Genomic DNA, 21,013 nt, shown 5'->3' with positions numbered 1-21,013 from the left:
CTCGTGTAAGGAAGTGGAACTGTGTTCAAAAAAGTACTCGTTGCCAACCGTGGCGAGATTGCGGTCCGCATCATCCAAACCTTGCGGGAAATGGGCATCACCTCGGTGGCGGTATTTTCGAATGCCGATCGCCACAGCCTACATGTCTCGCTGGCAGATGAAGCGATTTGCATCGGCGGTCCACGGGCAACCGACTCTTATCTGAATATGCGCAATGTCGTCAGCGCCGCCATTTTAAGCGGGGCTGAAGCTGTGCATCCGGGTTTCGGTTTCTTATCCGAAAATGCCGAATTTGCCAAGTTGGTGACCGATGCCGGCCTGGCTTTTATCGGTCCTAAGCCAACCGCGATTGAGCGGATGGGTGATAAAGCGGTCGCCCGGCAAACCATGATTGATCTTGGGGTGCCAGTGATTCCCGGGAGCCGTCCGTTGCAGGATGTCGATACGGCGTTGGCAGCGGCTCAGGCAATCGGGTATCCCTTGATGCTTAAAGCCAGTGCTGGTGGCGGCGGTAAAGGGATCCGTAAGCTGACCGACGCCGATGCGCTGACCGCCGAGTTTGCCGGTGCCCAGGCAGAAGCCCAGGCAGCGTTCGGCGACCCAACGATGTATCTGGAAAAGGTAATTGTGCCAGCGAAACACGTCGAAGTGCAGGTGCTGCGCGATCGGCAAGGCCATGTGAGCGTCTTCCCTGAACGTGATTGCAGCTTACAACGCCACAGTCAAAAAATGATCGAAGAAAGTCCGTGCCCAGTGTTAACATCCGCTGAGCGAGCCAAGCTGTTGCAGTTGGCAGAAACTATTGCCAATGGCGTTGATTATCTCAATGCCGGCACCATTGAATTCTTGATGGACAAGCAACATCATTTTTATTTCATGGAAATGAACACACGGATTCAAGTTGAACATCCGATTACCGAAATGGTGACCGGCGTCGATTTGGTTCGCGCACAGTTGCAGATTGCTGCTGGCGAAGACGTCGAATTGACGACGCCCGAGCCATCTGGCGTTGCAATTGAATGTCGGCTCAATGCCGAAGATCCTGACCATCAATTCATGCCCGATGTCGGCACCCTGAATCAGTTGCGGTTCCCGACCGGCGGCTTAGGTTTGCGGGTTGACACCGGCGTTGCGCCTGGCGATAAAATCAGCCCTTACTATGATGCGATGATTGCTAAGATCATTGTCCATGGGCAAACCCGCCAAGAAGCATTGGCAAAAATGCACCGCGCCTTGACCGAATTGGATGTTCAAGGCGTTAAAACCAACCGTGACTTTGCGCTGGCACTTTTCCGGGCACCCGTTGTATTGGCCGGTAAAGCCGATACCGCTTATCTTAACCGCGACTTTTTGCCGCAATGGCAGGATGAAAGGAAGGATGCTGCATGTTCCAACCACAACTAACCCAAGAAGCGCTTGCTCGTGAAGCGGCCTTGCCCGAAAACCTGTGGATTCAATGTCCATACTGTAAGCAAGGCAGCTATCGGGAAAGTTTAGGCGATGCTCAAGTCTGTCCGCATTGCCACTATGGCTTTCGCATCACGGCCAAGAAGCGGTTAGCGCTGGTGGCAACCGAAACAACTGAATGGGACGCCGATCTGGTCACAACCGATCCGCTTGACTTCCCCGGCTACGACAAGAAACTCGCAGCGGGACGGCAGGCGACCGGCTTAAAAGATAGCGTCTGGACTGGCCAAGCTAACATTGGCGGCCAAGTCTGTGGCCTAGGCATCATGGATCCTAAGTTTATGATGGGCTCTCTGGGGACCGTGACTGGCGAGCGCTTAACGCGTTTATTTGAAAAAGCCACAGAAGCCAGCTTACCGGTTGTCTTGTATTGCGCAAGCGGTGGTGCCCGGATGCAGGAAGGAATTCATTCACTGATGCAGATGGCTAAGGTTAGTGCGGCGGTTAAAAACCACAGCAATGCCAGCCTGCTTTACATCAGCATTCTCACCGACCCAACCATGGGCGGTGTGACTGCCAGCTTTGCCATGCAAGGCGACATCACCTTGGCCGAACCCCACAGCTTAATCGGTTTCGCTGGCCGTCGCGTCATCGAACAGACCATCAACCAAAAACTTCCGCAAAACTTCCAACGCGCCGAAACTTTGCTGCAAAGTGGTTTCATCGACGCCATCGTGCCGCGGAGTGATCAGGAAGCTTATGTAGGGGATTTGTTAAAAATGCATAGAGCGTGAGCTGGCGCGGTTAGGAGCCGGAGTGTAAGTGGCCTTGGGCGTGATGGCCCGGGTTTAGGCCATTGCGACCAAGGTCCTTACACGCAGGCTCCTGCGCCAGTGAACGCGTTTTTGTGCAAGAAAGCCACAGGCAGGGTTTTGGCCATTTAGGCTTGAGGTCCTTACACGTAGATTTCTGCGACTGCGAACGCGTTTGCATCATAGAACGTCCCGTCCCACCCATTTCCACCCAAGCACCAATCGAATCAAGGAGGCCATTTTCGCATGCCAAAAAAAGAAACTTCAGCCTACGCAACCGTTCAGGCGGCCCGTGCACCGCGGCCGTACCAAACCCGTGAGCTCATCAATGGTCTGGTTACCAATTTTCATGAATTCCATGGTGATCGGCAGAGCCATGATGACCCGGCAGTGATCGGCGGCATCGGCTGGCTAGATCAGCAAGCCGTGACCGTCATTGCGACTGACAAGGGCAATGATTTGACGGAGCGGCTGCAGACCCATTTTGGCAGTCCTGAACCTTGGGGATACCGGAAAGCGTTGCGCCTCATGAAACAGGCTGCTAAGTTTCACCGGCCGATTGTCACGCTGATCAATACGCCGGGTGCTTACCCAGGTAAAGAAGCCGAAGCGAACGGGCAAGGAGCAGCGATCGCTGACTTACTTGTGGCCTGTTCGGATCTGCCGACGCCGATTCTGGCTATTTTAGTCGGTGAAGGTGGCTCAGGCGGTGCGCTTGCCTTGGCGTTTGGGGATGAAGTCTGGATGACCGATAAGAGTATGTATAGCATTTTGTCACCGGAAGGCTTTGCCGCAATTTTATGGAAAGATGCCAGTCGCGCCAAAGAAGCAGCTGAAGTGATGCAACTGACACCGCAGGATCTGTTGGCAAAAGGCGTCTGTGACCGTATCGTTCCCGATACCGGTGCGGATTTTCCGGCAGCGCTCAAAGCCGCAGTGAAGCCCAAACTGGCTGAGCTGACGGCCATGGATCCGCAAAGCTTGGTTGCCAAGCGCCAGACGCGGTTCCGGCAATTTTAATGAAAACGGCACCACACCGTCCATTTTTACGGCGGTGTTTTTTCTTTGGTTAAAAAGTTTTATAATTACTTTTGTAACTTTTCGAAACGGAGGCCATCATGCTCGAAAAAAAGTTCTACCATACCATGTTCAGTCAATCTTTTAATATTCCGGTCCGGGTTGAATATTGGGACCATACCGAAGAGACCTTTGGCACCGGCGAACCAACGATCACAATCAAAATGAAAAAAGCTATTCCCGTACGTCAGCTGATCAAAAATGCTTCGCTGGCATTAGGTGAAGGCTATATGCGTGGTGACATTGAGGTGTTGGGTAGCAACCGCCCGCTGCAACGCCTGATTGCGTCGGCTTATGCCAATGCCGGCAGTTTTATGCGCAGCAGCAAACTCAGACACTTTTTGCCAAAACAAAGCCATACCGAGCGTAAGTCGAAGGAAGATATTCATTCGCATTACGATCTCGGCAATGACTTTTATAAATTATGGCTGGATCCGACGCTGACGTATTCCTGCGCCTATTTTGAAAACTGGGATGACGATCTGGAAACCGCTCAGCTGAATAAAATCGATCATATTCTGCGTAAACTGAATCCGCAGCCCGGGCGTACCTTGCTGGATATCGGCTGTGGCTGGGGAACGTTGATGTTGCGGGCGGCTAAGATTTACCACCTGCATGTTGTCGGCATTACCCTGAGCAAGGAACAATTCAAGCTGGTTTCCGATCGCATTGAAGCCGAGCATCTGACGGATGTAGCTGAAGTGCTGTATATGGATTATCGCGAACTCGATCGCGAGCCGTTTGATTACATTACGTCTGTCGGCATGTTTGAACACGTCGGCAAGGAAAACCTTGAAGGCTACTTCAAAGATGTTGCTAAACTACTTAAAAATGATGGTGTTGCCTTGATCCATGGTATTACTCGGCAACAAGGCGGAGCATCAAATGCCTGGATTGATAAGTACATTTTCCCCGATGGCTATATTCCGGGCATGACGGAAAATCTGGGTCATATTATCGATGCGGGGATGCAGCTGGATGATCTGGAACCGTTACGGCGTCATTATCAGCACACGCTCGAACTCTGGGATACGAATTTCAACAATCACCGGAATCCGATTCAGCAAAAATTCGGTTATGAGTTCACCCGGATGTGGGATGTCTACCTGCAGGCCGCAGCTGCCAGTTTTGAGGCCGGCAATATCGACGTCATGCAGTATTTGATTAGTAAAGGCCCGTCAGGCAAGGACTTGCCGGCGACCCGTGACTATATGTACAACTAGTGAGTCAGTTGTGACGACTTTTTGGTCAGATATGGGTGATCTGAAAGCTTGTAAGATGCTTAACACAAAGAACAACTTAGCGTCACAAAATGTTCAAACATGGTCGGTAGTATTAACAGCATAGAAGTGAGCCACCCACTCATTCCTAAACCCCAACCAACTTTTTCATTTCTACTCCTCCAAAGTGAAGTCGCCGATCGGCCTCCATCCGGTCGGCCAAGCCCGAATCCCGTAGCAAGCAGCTGCGGGGTTTTTGTTTGGTGAGCGCGAATTATTGAGTTATATTACGAATGAACTCTTAAAGGGTTAGGCATGATGTTCCAAGCCGTCACATTTTTGCCGCTAAATCCCAGCGCATCAAGCATGAAAGAAAAACTAAAGTTATTTTGTTCACGCTTTCATTGACATTGCCATTAACTCAGATAAGATAAGGGTATTCTTTCAAACACAAGGTGGTAAGTACATGACCGATTCAATTGAGCATATGGCAAAGCGTTATCAGCCGTATTCAGCTTGGACACCGGAATACGTGGCTAGCTTGAAAGCTCAAGTCGCCGCAAGTAAGTGGCGGACCAAAACCCATGTTCAACCAGACACCGGCTTGATCAATGATCCGTGTAGTCTGAACTTTTTCAACGGCAAATGGCATCTTTATTATCAGCAGTTTCCATTTGGTCCGGTGCATGGCCTGAAGTCGTGGGCGCATGTCGTCTCAAAAGATTTATTTAACTGGCGGCGGGTGCCGGGAGATCTTTTGCCGGAGGACGAGCATGATGCGCAAGGGGCTTATACTGGCTCTGCGCTGGTGACGCATGGCACGCTACGGATCATGTACACTGGCAATGTCCGTGACGAACAGTGGCATCGGCATGCGACGCAACTGGGTGCAGTGTTGGGTGCGGATAGTCGGCTGTTTAAGGATCCTAAGCCGTTGATCGCCGCGCCACCAGCTGGGTATACCCAAGAGTTTCGCGATCCGTTTCTTTTCAAATATCAAGACAAAACCTATGTCCTAGTGGGCGGCCAGCGTGCTGACCACACCGGCGCCATTTTGTTATATGAAAAACAACCGGACAAGACTTGGCGTTTCGTGGCGCCGCTCGGGATCCCGGACGAGTTTTGCGGTTACATGGTTGAGTGCCCTAACATCGCCTTCATTAACGGTAAGGTTGTGTTGGTTTATTGTCCGCAAGGGTTGGATCAGGATTTTTTCGAATATGAAAATGCTTTCCCTAACATTGCGCTTGTGGCCGATAGTTTTGATCCCGAAACCGGTGCCTTGACGCATCAGCACTTGCAGAACATTGATAAAGGCTTTGATTTTTACGCGACTCGGCTGGCCAATACCGAAAAGGACGGCACGCTTGCGATTTCGTGGTTAGGCTTGCCGGACACGAGTTATCCAACTGATGACGATGGCTGGGAAGGCGTTTTGAGTTACGTGCGGAAGCTGGATCTCCGCGATGGGCATGTTTGTCTGGTGCCGCATCCAAACGTCGAGACATTGCGTGAGACTGCGGATGATAGCTTGCCAACTGTGACGAAAGCTGATGATAACTGGTCAGTGGCAGACTTAACCGGTGCCTTCGAACTCACGATGACGCTGGCGGCCGGGCAGAAGACGACGCTGCATATTCCTGACGGCGATCATGATCAGTTACTGATTAACCTTGATTCCGATAGCGGGCAAGGCATGGTGCAGCGGGAGAACCGCAACAATGGTGGTAGTCTGCGGCAATTTGGTTTTCCAGCAGGTAAGACCGTGACGATTCGGTTGTTCATTGACGTGTCCGTTTTCGAGCTTTTCATTGACGATGGCTATCGCGTGGTTTCCGGCCGGTTCTTTGGCGATACCTGTCCCAGTGCCGTGCGCGTCACCCCGGCAGCTGCGGTCAGCGCGGTGCAGGCATGGAATTTGCGGAAGGATAACGGCGGGTTGTGAGGCCGGCGAATGCTTGATTAAAAGAAGTCATGTCCTTGCTCCAGTTATGTGGCTTTAATTGGTCATGTGGCTGGAGTTTTTGTTTGCCTCGGCGTGGTGTTTAGTGAGGACAGTCCTGCGCAAAGTGCGCGGAAAATTCCCGGATAACAACTTGACATTCTCTGAAAGCGCTGTATACTCGTTTTATGAAATCGATTCCATAAAAAGGAGAGCAAGTCCATGGTGACGATTCGGGAAATTGCGACAGCAGCGGGGGTCGGCGTGACAACCGTGTCGCGATATTTAAATCATCATCCGTATATTTCCGCGGACAAGAAGGCGCGGATTGAAGCGGCGATTCAAACGCTAGGCTATACACCGAGTGCTGCAGCGACCTCATTGCGGGCCCAAGCAACTGGCAATATCGGGGTTTTGGTCTCGCGGGTGACGAATCCGTTTTTCGCTGGGTTGTTTGATGCAATTGAGCGCACGCTGCATGAGCAAGGGTATCAAGTGATGATTTCGCAGACTTATGATGATCCGGATGCCGAGGAGCGGTTTTTGGATCAATTGAAAAGTCGAAAATTGGATGGCATTATTTTGGCCTCGGTTGAAGCACCGGAGCGGGTTGCGGCCGTTGCCAAAGCTTTTCCCGGCCGCGTTGTGGTGGTGAATGCCGATGTGAAGATTTCACATGCGACTTCCTTGGTGCTGCCGCATTATCAGGCAACGCGGGATGCACTTGATTACCTGTATGAAAAAGGGCACCGCCGATTTGCCTACGTGACAGGCGGTGCCATTCAAAGCGCGCGGCACGGGAAGACCCGTACTCAAGCGTTCTTTGACTTTATGGCGGCACATAAACTGGCAGTTGATCCGACATTACTTTTTGATCACGCGCACACAGCCGCGGACGGCCAGGGGATTGGCAAACAATTGGCCGCATTAGAACCAGTCAAGCGGCCTGACGCCATTTTTACCAACTCGGATGAAGTGGCGGTTGGCGTGCTGGATAGTTTGCTGGCGGCGGATCTGAAGGTACCGGATGACATCGCGGTGATGGGGTATGATGATCAGCCATTTGCGCCGTTCGCCCGCGTGCCGCTGACCACCGTTCATCAACCGGTGACCGAGATGGCCCAGGTTGCCACGGATATGTTGTTGCGCGGACTTGGCCGCGGCGACCACCAAAAGGATCCGGCAACATTAGCGTTATCATTAAAAATCAGGCAAAGCGCCTGAGTTTTATTTTTAGCCAATATGGAATCGATACCACATTTTAAATATCAAAGCGTCATTTAGCAGGGGGATTCAAACATGGTCAATCCAACCAGCCGCACATGGTGGCAACAGGAAATCTTTTATCAAATTTATCCGGCGTCATTCAAGGACAGTAACGACGATGGCATTGGTGACTTGCCTGGCATCATTGAGGAATTGCCAAAACTTAAGGAATTGGGGGTGACGGCGATTTGGCTGTCGCCGATTTACAAAAGTCCGATGGTGGACAACGGCTATGATATTTCGGATTATCAAGCGATTAATCCGCAATTTGGCACCATGGTTGATTTTGACCGGCTCATGGCAACGGCCAAGGCGCTCGGCATTAAAGTCGTGATGGATTTGGTGGTGAATCACACATCGGATCAGCACCCGTGGTTTCAGGCGGCGTTAAAAGATCCAAACTCGCCGTATCGGCAGTTTTATATTTTTCGTCAGGGTCACGACGGCCAGCCGCCGAATAACTGGCGCTCGAACTTCGGCGCCGGCTCGGCCTGGACCGCGGTGCCGGGTGAACCGAACACATACTACCTGCATGTTTTTTCTCCTCAACAACCGGATCTCAATTGGGAAAATCCGAAAATGCGGCAAGCCATTTACCAAATGATCAATTGGTGGCTGGCAAAAGGCTTGGCTGGCTTCCGCATTGATGCCATCACGTTTATTAAAAAGGATCAGGACTTTGCGGCGTTGACCCCTGATGGCAGTGATGGCCTTGGCAAGATCAAGCGTAAGGCCGAAAATCGTCCGGGTCTGGGTCGTTTTCTTAAAGAGCTAAATGATGCGACTTTTCGTCCAGCCAACGCCGTCACAATTGGCGAGGCTTCTGGGGTAAGTTACGATCAGCTAGCTGACTTCATCGGTCCCAACGGCTACTTTTCCATGATTTTTGATTTTCATTATGCCGATATTGATGTGGCTTCCGGTTCCGAATGGTTCAAACAAACGGACTGGACACCCAAAATATTAGGTGACGCGATTGCCAAAAGCCAGCTGGCGATTCAAAAGGTTGGCTGGGGCGCGAACTTTTTGGAAAATCATGACCAGCCGCGGAGTTTGAGCAAGTATATTAAGGATCCGGCCTATCGCAATGCTATCGGAGCCAAAGCGTTGGCGTTGTTGTACTTCTGCTTACGGGGATGTCCGTTCATTTATCAAGGGCAGGAGTTAGGGATGGTCAATGCAACGCGAACCAGGATCGACCAGTTTGACGATCTGCCGACGTATGATAACTATCAGCGGGCGCTTGCGGAAGGCTATTCCCCAGCGGAGGCGCTGGCGTGTGTCAATCGGCGGTCGCGCGACAATGCGCGCACGCCGTATCCCTGGAACGATCAGGTCAATGGCGGCTTCAGCACCCATCAGCCGTGGTTGCCAATCGCCCAGCAGGCCCCTGGTGTGAACTGGCAGGATGAGCATGCGGATCCGAACTCGGTCTGGCACTTTTATCAAAAGCTTTGCCGGTTGCGCAACAATTCGCCATTGCGCAGTGATTTGATCGAAGGCGACTATGCTCCGATCAAGGTCGCAGACGATCATGTTATCGCCTATGCCCGCGGGCAGCATGTGCAGATTTTCGTCAATTTAAGCGCACAACCAGCAACGGTCGCATTACCGACCGGGCGGATCTGGCTCAATAACTATCCGGATGCCGCACCAACGTTGCAACCTTACCAAGCGATTCTCATTGAGGTGAATTAAGATGGCAAAAAATTATGAACAAGAAGCAAAAGCAATTTTGAAGCTGGTCGGGGAGAACAACATTGATTCCGTAACCCACTGCCAAACCCGGCTGCGCTTTGTGGTCAAGGATCGCAAGGCAATTGACGACAAGGCACTGGAAAAACTGCCGGAAGTCAAAGGGGTGTTTTATGGTTCCGGTCAGTATCAGGTCATTATCGGCACCGGCGTTGTCAACGATGTGTATGCGGCGATTGCCAAGCTGGGCACGGTAAATGCCATTTATGGCAAGGATGATGCCGATACGACTGCGGCGGCGACCGGCGAGCACAAAACGCTCGTGCAACGCTTGATGGCGATGCTGTCTGGTATTTTCATTCCGATTATTCCGGTTATTGCTGCAACGGGTCTGTTCTTAGGGTTGAAAAGTGCCGCCACGAACGCTCAGGTCTTGAAACTTTTCGGTGCGGTTCCCAGTGATATTCCGACAAGCTTAACCTCGGTAATTTCCGTTTTGACCGACACGGTTTTCGCGTTCCTACCCGCGCTGATCGTCTGGTCAACGTTCCGGTATTTTAAAGGGACGCCAATTATCGGGATCGTCATCGGCTTGATGCTGGTGTCGCCGATTTTACCGAATGCCTATTCGGTGGCAGATGGCAGTGCCAAGGCGATTATGTTGTTTGGCTGGTTGCCGGTTGAAGGTAGTCAGGGATCGGTGTTAACCGCACTAGTGGCTGGCTTTATCGGGGCAAAATTGGAACTCTTTTTCCGGCGGCATATGCCGAATGTGTTGGAACAGATCCTGACGCCGTTTCTCACCATGCTGGTCACGTTCGCCATTATGATCCTGGGTGTCGGCCCCATTGTTCATGCGATTGAAAGCGGGATGTTGGTCGGCGTTGAAGCGGTGATCCACTTGCCATTTGGGATTGGCGGCTTTCTGATCGGGGCGGCATATCCGTTGATGGTCTTGATCGGGATTCATCAGACCATGATTGCCATCGAGACGTCATTGCTGGCTTCAACTGGCCTGAACCCGTTGATCACGTTGGAAGCTATGTATGGATTTGCAAACTTAGGCGTGGCGCTCGCCATTTTTCTGCGGGCCCGTTCCAATAAGGCAAAAGCCACGTCAATGGGCGCGTTCACTTCGCAACTATTCGGTGTTTCGGAACCGACGTTGTTCGGGGTCTTGATTCGTTACAACTTCCGGCCACTGATCGTTACGGTGCTGACGTCCGGGCTTGGGGCGGCGATTCTCAGCATGCTCAATGTCGCTGCCAACTCATATGGACTCGCAGTGGTGCCGTCTTACCTGATGTACATCTATAACGGCCATGCATTGTTATGGTACACGGTGGTATCGCTAGGGACGGTGGTGGTCGCATTCGTTGCCACCAACGCATTCGCAATCCCTAAAGAAGTTCTGAAGCCTGACGAAAACGTCGAGACGGCCAATGCCTTGATTTCCTCCACCGTCAGCGACGACAAAGTCTACGCACCGGTCAGCGGTGAAACCATGGCTTTGACCAAGGTCAGCGATCCGGTTTTCGCTTCCGGCATGATGGGCGACGGACTGGCGATCCAACCGGCAGAAAAAGGCGTCAATAAGGTCTATGCGCCGCAAACCGGCACATTGTCGGTGGTTGCCGACACTGGTCACGCGTATGGCATGACGACCGATGACGGCATGGAAATTCTGGTCCATCTGGGCATCGACACCGTCAACTTGAAAGGCGCACCGTTCACGGTAGCGGTCAAAGCCGGCCAGCATGTCAACAAAGGCGACTTACTCGGCACCTTTGACCGGGCGGCGATCAAAAAGGCCGGACTTGATCCGACTACGATCGTGCTGATCACGAATAGCAAATCCTACGCGCGTATCGAGCCGGTTGCGGACACAACTGTTCAAGCTGGTGCGGATCTCCTTGCGGTTCAACGGGAAGATGTGAAGGTCGAATCGGTTTCGCCGGCGTCGTTGTAAGAAAAATTGCATTGAAATAAGCCTTAATGCTACCTTGGGTGTTTTGATGCCTGATAAGGTAAGGTTAAGGCTTTTTATGATGTTTTTGATATTCTGAAACGTCAAGCGCTGTCCTTGCAAAACCCAACACATCCCGCATTTTGTCCAATGGCGTAAGCAAACACCTGTGATATAATCGACCAATATTTCAATCTGACATTCGGAGGAAGTTATGCGTAACATTGGTAAACTAGTTGCTTTGGACTGGAAACGGATTGTGAAAAGTCCGTTCGCTTTTCTGCTGATCGCGGCACTGGTCATTATTCCCAGCCTTTATTGCTGGTTTAACGTTTGGGCACTGTGGGATCCTTACAGCAATACCCAGGATCTGACGGTTGCGGTATACTCGGCCGATCAGCCAGCGACTTTTCGCGACCAGAAAATTGCGGTCGGCGATGAGTTGATGGATCAGTTGAAGCACAACAAACAGCTTGGCTGGCGGTTTGTTGATTCTAAAAAGGCCGTCCAAGAAGGCGTCAAAAGCGGCAAATATTACGCTGGCGTCGTGGTGCCGAAGCATTTTTCCACTGATCTGCTGAGCTTTGTTGACGGGAAGATCCATAAGCCTAAGCTAGATTATTATGTAAACGAGAAAATCAATGCGATTGCTCCGAAAATTACCAGCACCGGCGCGAGCACGCTGCAAAACACCATTTCGGATGAATTCGTCGCAACCGTCGCCAAAACGCTAGTCAAAACGTTTAATAAAGCCGGCATCAAGCTGGATCAAAATCTGCCAATGATTCGCCGGTTCGCCAGTCTGGTCACGAATACCAATGATCAGTTGCCAACTATTGAAAAGTACCTAACTGAAGTGGATGACTTGCAAGGAAAAATGCCGGCAATCCGAGCAAAGTTACAAACGGCAAATGAAATCGCCGAGTATCTCCCAGAAGTCAATCAAATGGCGCAGAAGCTAACCGCCGCGAATGGCTATCTGCCGCTGGTGCAAGATTCCGGGGAGCTGGCAACTGATGTGAAGGGCAAGTTGCCGGAAGTTCAGCAAGCCGGCGCCCAGCTGAACACGGTGGTCACCAATTTTGATCAACTGGAAAGCGGCGTCAGTCAAGCGGTCAAGGTGACTGATCAAGGCATCACGGTGATTAATCAGGTCGATGGCACCTTACCAGCACTGACGGATTTTGGTCAAAAGGCGCAGGCAGCCGTGGGGACTACCAAGGATGAGGTACTGCCGAAAATCAGTACCGCTCTGGATGTCGTGCAAAATGCCACTGATGCCGGGCTAACGCTGATTGCGGCGGCCAATACCAGCCTGAGTGCGGATTTAACAACCTTACAGAATCAGCTTCAGCAGCTTGACAATAGTCAGGATACGGCCGCCGTTAAACAGGCCATGGCCGAACGGCTGACGGCTTTGGCGAAGCGGCAAGGCAAGGTGGCAGACAATGCCACCAGTTTGGCCGAAATGCTTGAACGGGTGCAGGCCAGCCTTAACAAACTTACCGGTAAAGACAACCAGATCTTGGCCGGCGCCATTGCCCAGCTGAAAGAAGTTGCGGCAATGGCAACCGCAGTGAAGGATGGTGCCGAAGCGCTGGCCAAGGACGTGCCTAATTTGAGTACCAGTGAGATCCAGGCACGCTTGGGAGCACTAGCCAAAACGGCTGATCAGTTTGCTGCCGCTGCTGATGCACTAAAGGCACTTGATATCGGCACCAGTGTCAAACAAGTGTTAAGCGATTTTAAAGCCGCACTTGAGGACGCCAGCACCACGCTTGCCACCATCAACAATCAGATTCTGCCAGAACTACCATCGCTCCTCAGCGGCACCAAGGATTTACTCACGCAGGCGCACAGCTTTTTGGTCAAGGCTCAACAACAATTACCAGCGCTGAAGCAGGAACTAACCGATGCCAACACCTTACTGAATGGGCACATGAATCTGATCACGAGTGGCGTGACGACCGTTGCGGATTTGTACCAAAACGATTTTCCTAGCCTTAAGGCCAAATTGACGAAAGCGACCGACTTTATTAACCAGGATCTGCCGGGCATTGAAAAGGATCTGACCAACACCTTGGCGCTGGCAAACGAAAAAATGCCGCAGCTGCAGAGTGGGCTGGATGATGCGCATACTTTCATCAAAAACGACTGGCCGACCCTAAAAGATGCCATTCAAAAAGGCGCCGCCGCCATCAAAAAAGGTGAAAAGTCGGTTGACTTATCGCAGCTGATCAAGCTTTTGCGCCGGGATGCGACAAAAGAGGCCGGGTTCTTGGCTAAACCGGTCGAACTCAAGCAACAAAGCTTCTACGCGATTCCGACGTATGGTTCGCAAAGTGCGCCGTTCTATCTGGCCTTGTGTATTTGGGTCGGTGCGTTATTACTTGGCGCGATTTTGATCACCGAATATCAGTTGCCGGCAACACTCAGCGATGCCACCGTCAAACAAATGTACGTTGCGCGCTGGCTGACGTTTGTCGGGCTGGGGATGTTGCAAGGCCTCATTGCGGCACTGGGCAATCTTTTCCTGATTGGCACTTACGTCGTCGACAAGCCGCTTTACCTGCTATTTTCCATGATGCTAAGCGTGGTCTTCGTTTCGATTCTCTACATGCTGATCTCGCTATTCGGCAACATCGGGAAAGGCATCGGCATCATCATTCTGGTCCTATCCATTTCCGGAGCCGGCGGGAACTTCCCGGTCGTGCTTTCGGGCAAATTCTTCCAGATGATCAACCCGTGGCTGCCATTCACCTACGCCGTTAACCTCTTACGGGAAACGGTCGGTGGTATCTACTGGCCTAATCTCTGGCTTGACCTCGCCGTTCTGGCCGCATTCGGCATTAGCTTCTTCTTGGTGGGACTTTTCTTGAAGGAACCCATTCACCCGTGGATTGAGAAAATGCACAGCATTACCCGACGATCGAAAATTATTGAATGATGTTGGAGCACCTGGGATAACTACCTCATAACAACCGATTATCAGATGGCAGACAAAAGGCAACCTGACTGGCGATTTGCTGGTGAGGTTGTTTTTTACATAGACGCCGGTCATGGTATGTTTGGATGCGCCAACGATGGGGTACAGCAGTTCAAGGTGTCAGCGATTGGAGCAAAATAAAATGGCGAACTTCAGTTTATGCGCTGAGGCTCACCATTTGATGTGATTTCTATGCCGATTTTTCAGGTGATTTCTCTTTTCCACTCGTCACCGTCACGACGAAGGTGGATTCATCTTTTTGATAAAGCCGGTGGATGTTTTGCAGCAAGAGCATGATCCATGACATGGCTAGGGCGAAGGCGATCATCTCGAACGCGGTCAGCGATAGGTAGTGCACGAACTGGAACAGGATGGCGGCTAAGATAATGATGCCGCCGATGGTGTAGCTGGTGCTGAGAAATTCGCGCGAGACGCCCGGCAGCAGCCAGCGCACGGCGATGATCATGCCGATCAGGAAGTAGTTCAGGAACCACGCGCTTTGGGTGTGCAGGACATGCAAGATGCCGCGATTATTTGGGAACAGGCCGACCCCCAGCAAGGCAATGGCTGCGACGGTCAGTAAGATGCGGAGCGTGATCAGCCGCCAGTCGGTTTTGCGATGCGCCATCAATGGCACGAATAAATAGTCCACCAAGGCAATCCACAGCAAGGCCGACACCGCGATGGTCAGATTGAACTGCCACGCGTTCAGGGCTTTGCTGGTGCCTAAAAAGCTGACATTGTGCTGCCACCACTGACGCGAACTGTTGGTCACAATCGCGCCCACCACACCGCCGACAAACGTTGACAGAAATAGCGTGGTAATAAACGACGTCGAAATCGACAGCGCCGAATAAATCATCAGGTAGTTCACAATACTGATAAAAATGAAGAACAGCCCGGTCGCCGTGTAAATATCAAAACTGACGCCTTCAAACATATAACCAATCGCCCAGAAAAACACCGATGCCACGAATGCAAGAATAATCGCAAATGACAGCAGCAACGTCGGAAAAATCCGCCAATAGCGCCGGCGATGATCACGTCCATGAATCTGCCGGTGATTGCGAATATACGCCACTGCAAACGTACTCATGCCACTCAGCTCGCCAAGGACAATCACCATCTGCGCAATCGAATTCTTGCCCGTCATCGGCACCTGCAAGATGTTAAAGTAGAAGAAATACGCCAGAAAAATGATCCCTGACAGAATCGATGGAATCAGAAAGAACCGCAGCGAAATCGTCTGCGTCCCCGTATCCGCCTGCTTCGGCCGAATCACCGCTTCCTTATCTTTTAACGTCACCTCGACTTGTTCGCCATCTTTAATATCCAAGTCTTCCATAATGGCGTCAGGGATGACGATGTGATGTGCTTGTTTGGTCAATTTTTTCTGCTCCCCAAAGATGCTTGATGTTACTTCTATACAGAACTTAACTGTAGCACATCCAGCGCAAAGGGGAAAAGGCAACTTACCCATTATCGGCAGTTGAGCAGAACCTTTTCGTTAACCTCGCAATTTAGTGGAATTCCGTTTAAAATCAAATTATGTTGGCACATGTGGCAAAATGGCCAGTCAGCAGGCCACAGTCGCCAACGTTTCTGGCTGGAAAAACGTGTGCCCGATACTTTTTGCAAAGGAGTTACGCTATGGCGCAAATTGATGCGATCAACCAGGTAATCAATCTCGTCAGCTTGGTCGTTTTGTTATTTGCGATCGTCAAGACTTACCGGCAAGTCCGCTCACTGAACCTACTGGACTATATCATCATGTACTTAAAATACCGGCAAACCATCTACGAAGAAATGCAAAAAAATCCGCAAATCCGCCAAAAGCAGCTACTCTCCATCGCCGTCACGCTGCTCATCGCCACCTTCTGGGTCATCAGCAGCCTCCAGCACCTCATGGCACAATGGAACTTCAGCAACCTCTTAAACGCCATTACAACCCTCGGACTGCTAGGCCTTTTCCTGTTCCAAACCTGGCAAACCAAACACCTCAACGAAGACAACCGTTACCTAACCTTCGCCAACAACTACCAACGCCGCCACTTCGACGACGTCCTCCACATCTTCCAGAAAAAGTTAGACGAATGGACCCCACAAGACGACGCCGACCAACGCGAATGGAACAGATTCCACGAACTCCTGGAACGCGTCAAGGCAGAAGCCGAACACAACCGCCGCGCCGCCATGTTCAGCGACGATCTATACGCGCTATTCGACGACAAGCTGCTCCTACACGAAGACAGCGAGCCATTAACTTTCCGCGAAAAAGGCATTCTAAGCTACTATGTCGGTTACTGGGACGCCGGGCCGTATAACGACTACACTCTTGGTATGTTGGAAGACATGGACGAGCGCGAGCGGCGGATCGCGTCGCGGGTGGTTAATGTTTCCATGGGGTTGATGGCTGCTGGGTTGATTTGGGTGGCGGTTAGGCAGGTTGTGGGGTAGTGGGGTAGTGGGACAAAAATAGTTTTATTTTGAAGCAGCATACTGCTGTTTTTCAGTAGCCTATATTAAGATTATGCGTTTAAATAAAGATAATGGTAAAAATAAAGACATCTACGGAGGCTGTACTATGACGACTCAAGAAGTGATAGATGATTTAATTAAATTTCGCAATGACCGTGGTTGGCAAGAATTCCACACGCTTATTGGTTTATCACGGGCATTAGGAATTGAAGCCTCCGAAGTCGAGAAAATCTTTTTGTGGAAAAAGTCTGATAACGATCTTTCTGAAGAAGATAAGAATGCCCTGAAATTCGAACTTGCTGATGTGCTCACTTATGCCTTTTATATGTGCGAGAAGCTAAATGTTGATCCCAACCAAATTGTGGAAGAAAAACTAGCTAAAAACAAGCAACGCCATTGGAAGTTTGAAGAAAAGTAGGTAATAGGCATGGATAAGGTTGATGAGCCAATAGTACGGCAAGTGCCTTACAGTCGTGATGGCTTAACCACATTAAAGGCTGAAGGCAAGGATCCTGTTATTGATAAGTTTCTGTTACAATATCCAACGGTTTACGTCATTCATACAGACAAAAAGTCAGCAAATCAGGTAACGGTTTACGTAGGAGAAACATCAGATATCCACAGGAGAACGATTCAGCATCTTGTTGACGACCCCGCGAAACGAGCCGACTGGGCATCGTTTTCTAATGATCGGAATGCCCAGATGATTGTGATTGGCCATCAGCATTTCAACAAGTCTCTGACTATGGATATTGAAAACAGACTGATGCTTTACCTTTCCGGAGTACCTGCTGTCAAGCAACTAAATAATCGGCGTACTAATCCACAAAACCAATATTATACGGCAAGAGAGAAAAACAACATTTTTGTTCATGTGTGGGAGAAGCTTCATCACATCAACAAAGTTGTATTTCCAGTACAAAAAGTTGTTGAAGATTCAGCAATGTTCAAGGCTTCACCTTTTCATGCTTTGACGGATGAACAGCTGTCCGCAAAAGAACAGATTTTTGATCACGTTAAATCAGCTCTGGGGTCCAAGGAGGTTGGCCAGCTCATCTTAGTTGAAGGAGAGGCCGGTTCCGGTAAGACCGTTTTGCTAAGTAGTTTATTTTATGAATTGGCAACGCAGTTAGATCAAAATGGGACGGAAACGGATGCTCCAGTTAATAAGCTATCGGTGTATACACTTGTTAATCACGAGGAGCAATTAAAAGTTTACCAGCAGATTGCGACAAAATTAGGTATATCATCACCTAAAGACGAACGTGTCATGCGCCCGACCAGATTTATTAATCAACATTTGGCATCTGACACCCCAGTTGACGTTATTTTAGTGGATGAAGCGCATTTGCTTTGGACACAAGGCAAGCAATCGTATCGAGGGAAAAACCAACTCATGGATCTACTACTGAGGGCTCGGGTGGTCATTGCCGTTTTCGACAAACATCAGGTTTTGCGCACAAACGGATACTGGGAAGATCAGCAGCTACAAAAGATAGAGAAGCTGGCAGGGGAAAACATCATTAACCTGAAGCAGCAAATGCGTATGCAGGCGAGCCCCCGAACAATCGCGTGGGTTGATAGTCTTGTTCATGCGCATAAGGTATTACCAATACCAAAGGACAGGCAATATGAGATACGAATATTCAATTCTCCGGCAGAACTTCAGGCTGCTATAAAAAATAAGAAGTCCGATAATGAAAACGGTCTTTCGAGGTTGTTGGCCACATTCGATTGGCCGTATACTCAAAAAGGAAAAGACAAGCCAAAATGGTATGTGAAAATTGGTAGTTGGCGAGCTCCGTGGAATCTTGAACTTCCTAGAACAAAACATCGAGGAAACAAGGACATTCCATGGGCAGAACAGACCGAGTCACTCGAAGAGGTAGGATCCACCTTTACAATTCAGGGCTTTGATCTGAATTTTGCAGGGGTCATCATTGGACCATCTGTCAAGTTTCGGCAAGGAAGAATCGTCTTTGACCCTTCAAAGAGTTGTGATAGTGGTGCCACAAATAAACGCACACTTTCGGACAATAGTAAAGTAAGCGTTGCAAACGAGCTTATCGAAAATGAGCTTAATGTTTTGCTGACCCGTGGTGTACATGGGCTTTATATTTATGCGGTTGATCCGGGGTTGAGGAAGGCTTTGTTGGTAGCACAAAATGTTGATTCTTCGGCAAGAGATTTGCCGCTTGTTGCGGAAGACAGAAGAAAATATAAAACAGATAACAATAATTAGTGGCAGCTGAATAATTATAGAATACTTGTTGCTACAGACTTCTCGACGTTATTATGGTAAAACGAATACGGTTAAAGAATGAAAGTTGAATATCCGCCAAGAATCCCGAGAAATCGGGATTCTTTGGCATAAAAAAGACGCAAGCTGCTCCGTGTTGTATAGTTGAGTCGACAAAAAAACAACATACGGAAGGAATGTTTACGTCCATAATAACCATACAACAATCGAACCATGATATTCATCTCAAAACGCAGTGTTTTTTTCAAATTGATCCATTTTCTTAATGTGTTGCGCCAATCAATGTCCAAAAACACAAAGGCATTAAAATTCCCGCCCTGTTTCAATTTATGATTTTGACTATTTTTCAGCGCTTTTCTCTATACCGGCGGAAGTTGATCCAATTTTCTCTAGGCACACTGTCCGCAACTGGTTAAATGATTCGTGGATTAACTGATGACGACTGGCTCGGCTGGTTTCGGTTTGATTCATCAACTATGTCCGTCAAATTTACCGACAAGCGGCGTGATCAAGCACTTATCATTGACGATTCGTTGTTTAAGCGTGAATTTTCCAAGAAAACCGAACTTCGACACATGGTCTGTGGCATAGCCGAGTATGGTTTTAGATGATATAATTTGTACGAGGTGCACACATGAGACAAAACATCATAGACTTGTTTTCGGGCGCAGGGGGACTTACTGAAGGCTTTCGACGTCCTGAATATAATATCCTAGCGCACGTTGAAATGAGTGCTGATGCCTGTCAGACACTGAGATTACGAGATGACTATTATCAGCTGAAGAAGCGTAACATGCTTCAGCAGTATCGCGATTTCCTGGATGGGAAAATTTCACTTTCTGAATTGGAACTGCAGTGTGGATTAAGCCAAAAAGCCCTAACAATCAATGAAACAATTGATACGGATACTATGGACGGGATCTTGGCGAAGATCGACTCGAAGCTTTCGGGCAGACAAGTACATGGGATTATCGGCGGACCACCGTGTCAGGCATACTCTACAGTGGGAAGAAAGCGTAATGAGGCTAAAAAGGAAACTGACGAGCGAATTTATTTGTATCGCTTCTATATTCAGTTTCTGGAGCATTACAAGCCGGAGTTTTTCTTGTTCGAGAATGTGCGGGGACTCCTTTCTTTCAATGATCTTGATGGTAAGCGACTGTTTCCAAAGATGGAGCAAGAGTTCGAGTCAATCACTGATGAGCTAGGGTATCATATTGATTGGAAGCTAGTTGATTGCTCCGAATTTGGCATCCCTCAAGAACGAAAGCGCATTATTCTTTATGGACAGCGAAATGATCTGCCAAAGTTCTCTTTCTTTAAACGACTTGCAGATTTGAAAGAAATTCCCGGGACTGTTGGCGAATTCTTCAGGGATTTACCAAAGCTGAAGGCCGGGGAGACCTGCAACCAATATTCCAAGGCTCAACCGTGTACTTTTGTTTTGGAAAATCTTCGCACTCCCTTAAGTAAGTTAACTCAGAACGTTGCCCGGCCCAATCGGGAGTTGGATCTAAAAATTTATAAGATTGCAGCGGAAAAGAGAGCAAAACATGAAATTCTTCATTACAACGACCTGCCCGAAGATCTACAGACTCACCATAATAAAGAGGTGTTTTTAGATCGTTTCAAGGCGTTACCGGCAGATGGTGTCTCACAAACAGTTGTAGCTCACATCGCTAAAGATGGACATTACTATATCCATCCAGATGCGGAGCAAAACCGTTCGATTACAGTGAGAGAAGCGGCACGTATTCAGACATTTCCAGATGATTTCTACTTCATGGGCTCCCGAACACAAGCATTTAAGCAAATAGGTAATGCCGTTCCTCCTTATCTAGCTAAGAAAATGGCGCAAACGATACTACTAAACAAGCAATGAGGTCAGCTCAATACAGGCTGAC

The 21,013-nt window shown here is 49.6% G+C and carries 14 protein-coding genes; 13 read left to right on the top strand and 1 reads right to left on the bottom strand.

The features are described 5' to 3' along the window. Positions 1–21: 21 nt before the first annotated feature. From LACZS1_RS09860 to LACZS1_RS09820, 9 genes are all read left to right on the top strand, one after another. Positions 22–1,404 carry an acetyl-CoA carboxylase biotin carboxylase subunit gene (locus tag LACZS1_RS09860; protein ID WP_070652220.1) on the top strand — a complete coding sequence of 461 codons (1,383 nt, stop codon included), beginning with the start codon at positions 22–24 and terminating at the stop codon, positions 1,402–1,404. Then, positions 1,386–2,201 (top strand): acetyl-CoA carboxylase carboxyltransferase subunit beta, encoded by an 816-nt coding sequence (locus LACZS1_RS09855; protein ID WP_070652219.1) that lies wholly within the window; start codon positions 1,386–1,388, stop codon positions 2,199–2,201. The genes LACZS1_RS09860 and LACZS1_RS09855 overlap by 19 nt, the downstream gene beginning before the upstream one ends. 264 nt (positions 2,202–2,465) lie before the next feature. Further along, positions 2,466–3,239: an acetyl-CoA carboxylase carboxyltransferase subunit alpha gene (accA, locus tag LACZS1_RS09850; protein ID WP_070652218.1), complete on the top strand. Its 774-nt coding sequence runs from the start codon at positions 2,466–2,468 to the stop codon at positions 3,237–3,239. A gap of 98 nt (positions 3,240–3,337) precedes the next feature. Beyond that, positions 3,338–4,519, top strand: a complete 1,182-nt coding sequence (locus LACZS1_RS09845) for an SAM-dependent methyltransferase (RefSeq protein ID WP_070652217.1) — start codon at positions 3,338–3,340, stop codon at positions 4,517–4,519. Positions 4,520–4,982: 463 nt separating this feature from the next. Beyond that, on the top strand, positions 4,983–6,461 hold the full coding sequence (locus LACZS1_RS09840; protein ID WP_070652216.1) for a sucrose-6-phosphate hydrolase: 1,479 nt from the start codon (positions 4,983–4,985) through the stop codon (positions 6,459–6,461). 219 nt (positions 6,462–6,680) lie between these two features. Then, positions 6,681–7,682, top strand: a complete 1,002-nt coding sequence (locus LACZS1_RS09835; RefSeq protein ID WP_070652215.1) for a LacI family DNA-binding transcriptional regulator — start codon at positions 6,681–6,683, stop codon at positions 7,680–7,682. Between the two features lie 75 nt (positions 7,683–7,757). Further along, complete coding sequence (locus LACZS1_RS09830) at positions 7,758–9,422, top strand: glycoside hydrolase family 13 protein (RefSeq protein ID WP_070652214.1); 1,665 nt, start codon at positions 7,758–7,760, stop codon at positions 9,420–9,422. Between the two features lies 1 nt (position 9,423). Then, the gene (locus tag LACZS1_RS09825) at positions 9,424–11,388 is read left to right on the top strand and encodes a PTS sucrose transporter subunit IIABC (RefSeq protein WP_070652213.1); all 1,965 of its coding nucleotides are present in this window, start codon (positions 9,424–9,426) and stop codon (positions 11,386–11,388) included. 211 nt (positions 11,389–11,599) lie between these two features. Further along, positions 11,600–14,332, top strand: coding sequence for a YhgE/Pip domain-containing protein (locus LACZS1_RS09820; RefSeq protein ID WP_070652212.1), 2,733 nt, complete (start codon positions 11,600–11,602; stop codon positions 14,330–14,332). Between the two features lie 229 nt (positions 14,333–14,561). Here the strand turns inward: LACZS1_RS09820 and LACZS1_RS09815 are convergent, their stop codons facing one another. Further along, positions 14,562–15,758, bottom strand: coding sequence for an AbrB/MazE/SpoVT family DNA-binding domain-containing protein (locus tag LACZS1_RS09815; protein WP_070652211.1), 1,197 nt, complete (start codon positions 15,756–15,758; stop codon positions 14,562–14,564). Positions 15,759–16,021: 263 nt separating this feature from the next. Between LACZS1_RS09815 and LACZS1_RS09810 the strand changes: the two genes are divergently transcribed. The 4 genes from LACZS1_RS09810 (at position 16,022) to LACZS1_RS09795 (ending at position 20,991) form a co-directional block, all read left to right on the top strand. Then, complete coding sequence (locus LACZS1_RS09810) at positions 16,022–16,828, top strand: hypothetical protein (RefSeq protein ID WP_070652210.1); 807 nt, start codon at positions 16,022–16,024, stop codon at positions 16,826–16,828. A 127-nt stretch (positions 16,829–16,955) separates the two neighbouring features. Beyond that, positions 16,956–17,267 carry a nucleotide pyrophosphohydrolase gene (locus LACZS1_RS09805; protein WP_070652209.1) on the top strand — a complete coding sequence of 104 codons (312 nt, stop codon included), beginning with the start codon at positions 16,956–16,958 and terminating at the stop codon, positions 17,265–17,267. Positions 17,268–17,276: 9 nt separating this feature from the next. After that, positions 17,277–19,091, top strand: coding sequence for a DUF2075 domain-containing protein (locus LACZS1_RS09800; RefSeq protein WP_070652208.1), 1,815 nt, complete (start codon positions 17,277–17,279; stop codon positions 19,089–19,091). Between the two features lie 652 nt (positions 19,092–19,743). Beyond that, a complete protein-coding gene (locus LACZS1_RS09795) occupies positions 19,744–20,991 on the top strand; it encodes a DNA cytosine methyltransferase (RefSeq protein ID WP_070652207.1) in 1,248 nt (415 codons plus the stop codon). Positions 20,992–21,013: the final 22 nt, after the last annotated feature.

The sequence above is a fragment of the Lacticaseibacillus zeae subsp. silagei genome (genome assembly GCF_030770335.1).
Classification (GTDB): Bacteria; Bacillota; Bacilli; order Lactobacillales; family Lactobacillaceae; genus Lacticaseibacillus; species Lacticaseibacillus zeae.
Note: the sequence above shows the minus strand (reverse complement) of the source record. Positions and strands in the feature narration are given on the sequence as shown.

Coding starts and splice junctions, on each gene's coding strand:
- LACZS1_RS09855 (WP_070652219.1), top strand. CDS start 1,386: ATGTTCCAACCACAACTAACCCAAGAAGCGCTTGCTCGTGAAGCGGCC.
- accA (WP_070652218.1), top strand. CDS start 2,466: ATGCCAAAAAAAGAAACTTCAGCCTACGCAACCGTTCAGGCGGCCCGT.
- LACZS1_RS09845 (WP_070652217.1), top strand. CDS start 3,338: ATGCTCGAAAAAAAGTTCTACCATACCATGTTCAGTCAATCTTTTAAT.
- LACZS1_RS09840 (WP_070652216.1), top strand. CDS start 4,983: ATGACCGATTCAATTGAGCATATGGCAAAGCGTTATCAGCCGTATTCA.
- LACZS1_RS09835 (WP_070652215.1), top strand. CDS start 6,681: ATGGTGACGATTCGGGAAATTGCGACAGCAGCGGGGGTCGGCGTGACA.
- LACZS1_RS09830 (WP_070652214.1), top strand. CDS start 7,758: ATGGTCAATCCAACCAGCCGCACATGGTGGCAACAGGAAATCTTTTAT.
- LACZS1_RS09825 (WP_070652213.1), top strand. CDS start 9,424: ATGGCAAAAAATTATGAACAAGAAGCAAAAGCAATTTTGAAGCTGGTC.
- LACZS1_RS09820 (WP_070652212.1), top strand. CDS start 11,600: ATGCGTAACATTGGTAAACTAGTTGCTTTGGACTGGAAACGGATTGTG.
- LACZS1_RS09810 (WP_070652210.1), top strand. CDS start 16,022: ATGGCGCAAATTGATGCGATCAACCAGGTAATCAATCTCGTCAGCTTG.
- LACZS1_RS09805 (WP_070652209.1), top strand. CDS start 16,956: ATGACGACTCAAGAAGTGATAGATGATTTAATTAAATTTCGCAATGAC.
- LACZS1_RS09800 (WP_070652208.1), top strand. CDS start 17,277: ATGGATAAGGTTGATGAGCCAATAGTACGGCAAGTGCCTTACAGTCGT.
- LACZS1_RS09795 (WP_070652207.1), top strand. CDS start 19,744: ATGAGACAAAACATCATAGACTTGTTTTCGGGCGCAGGGGGACTTACT.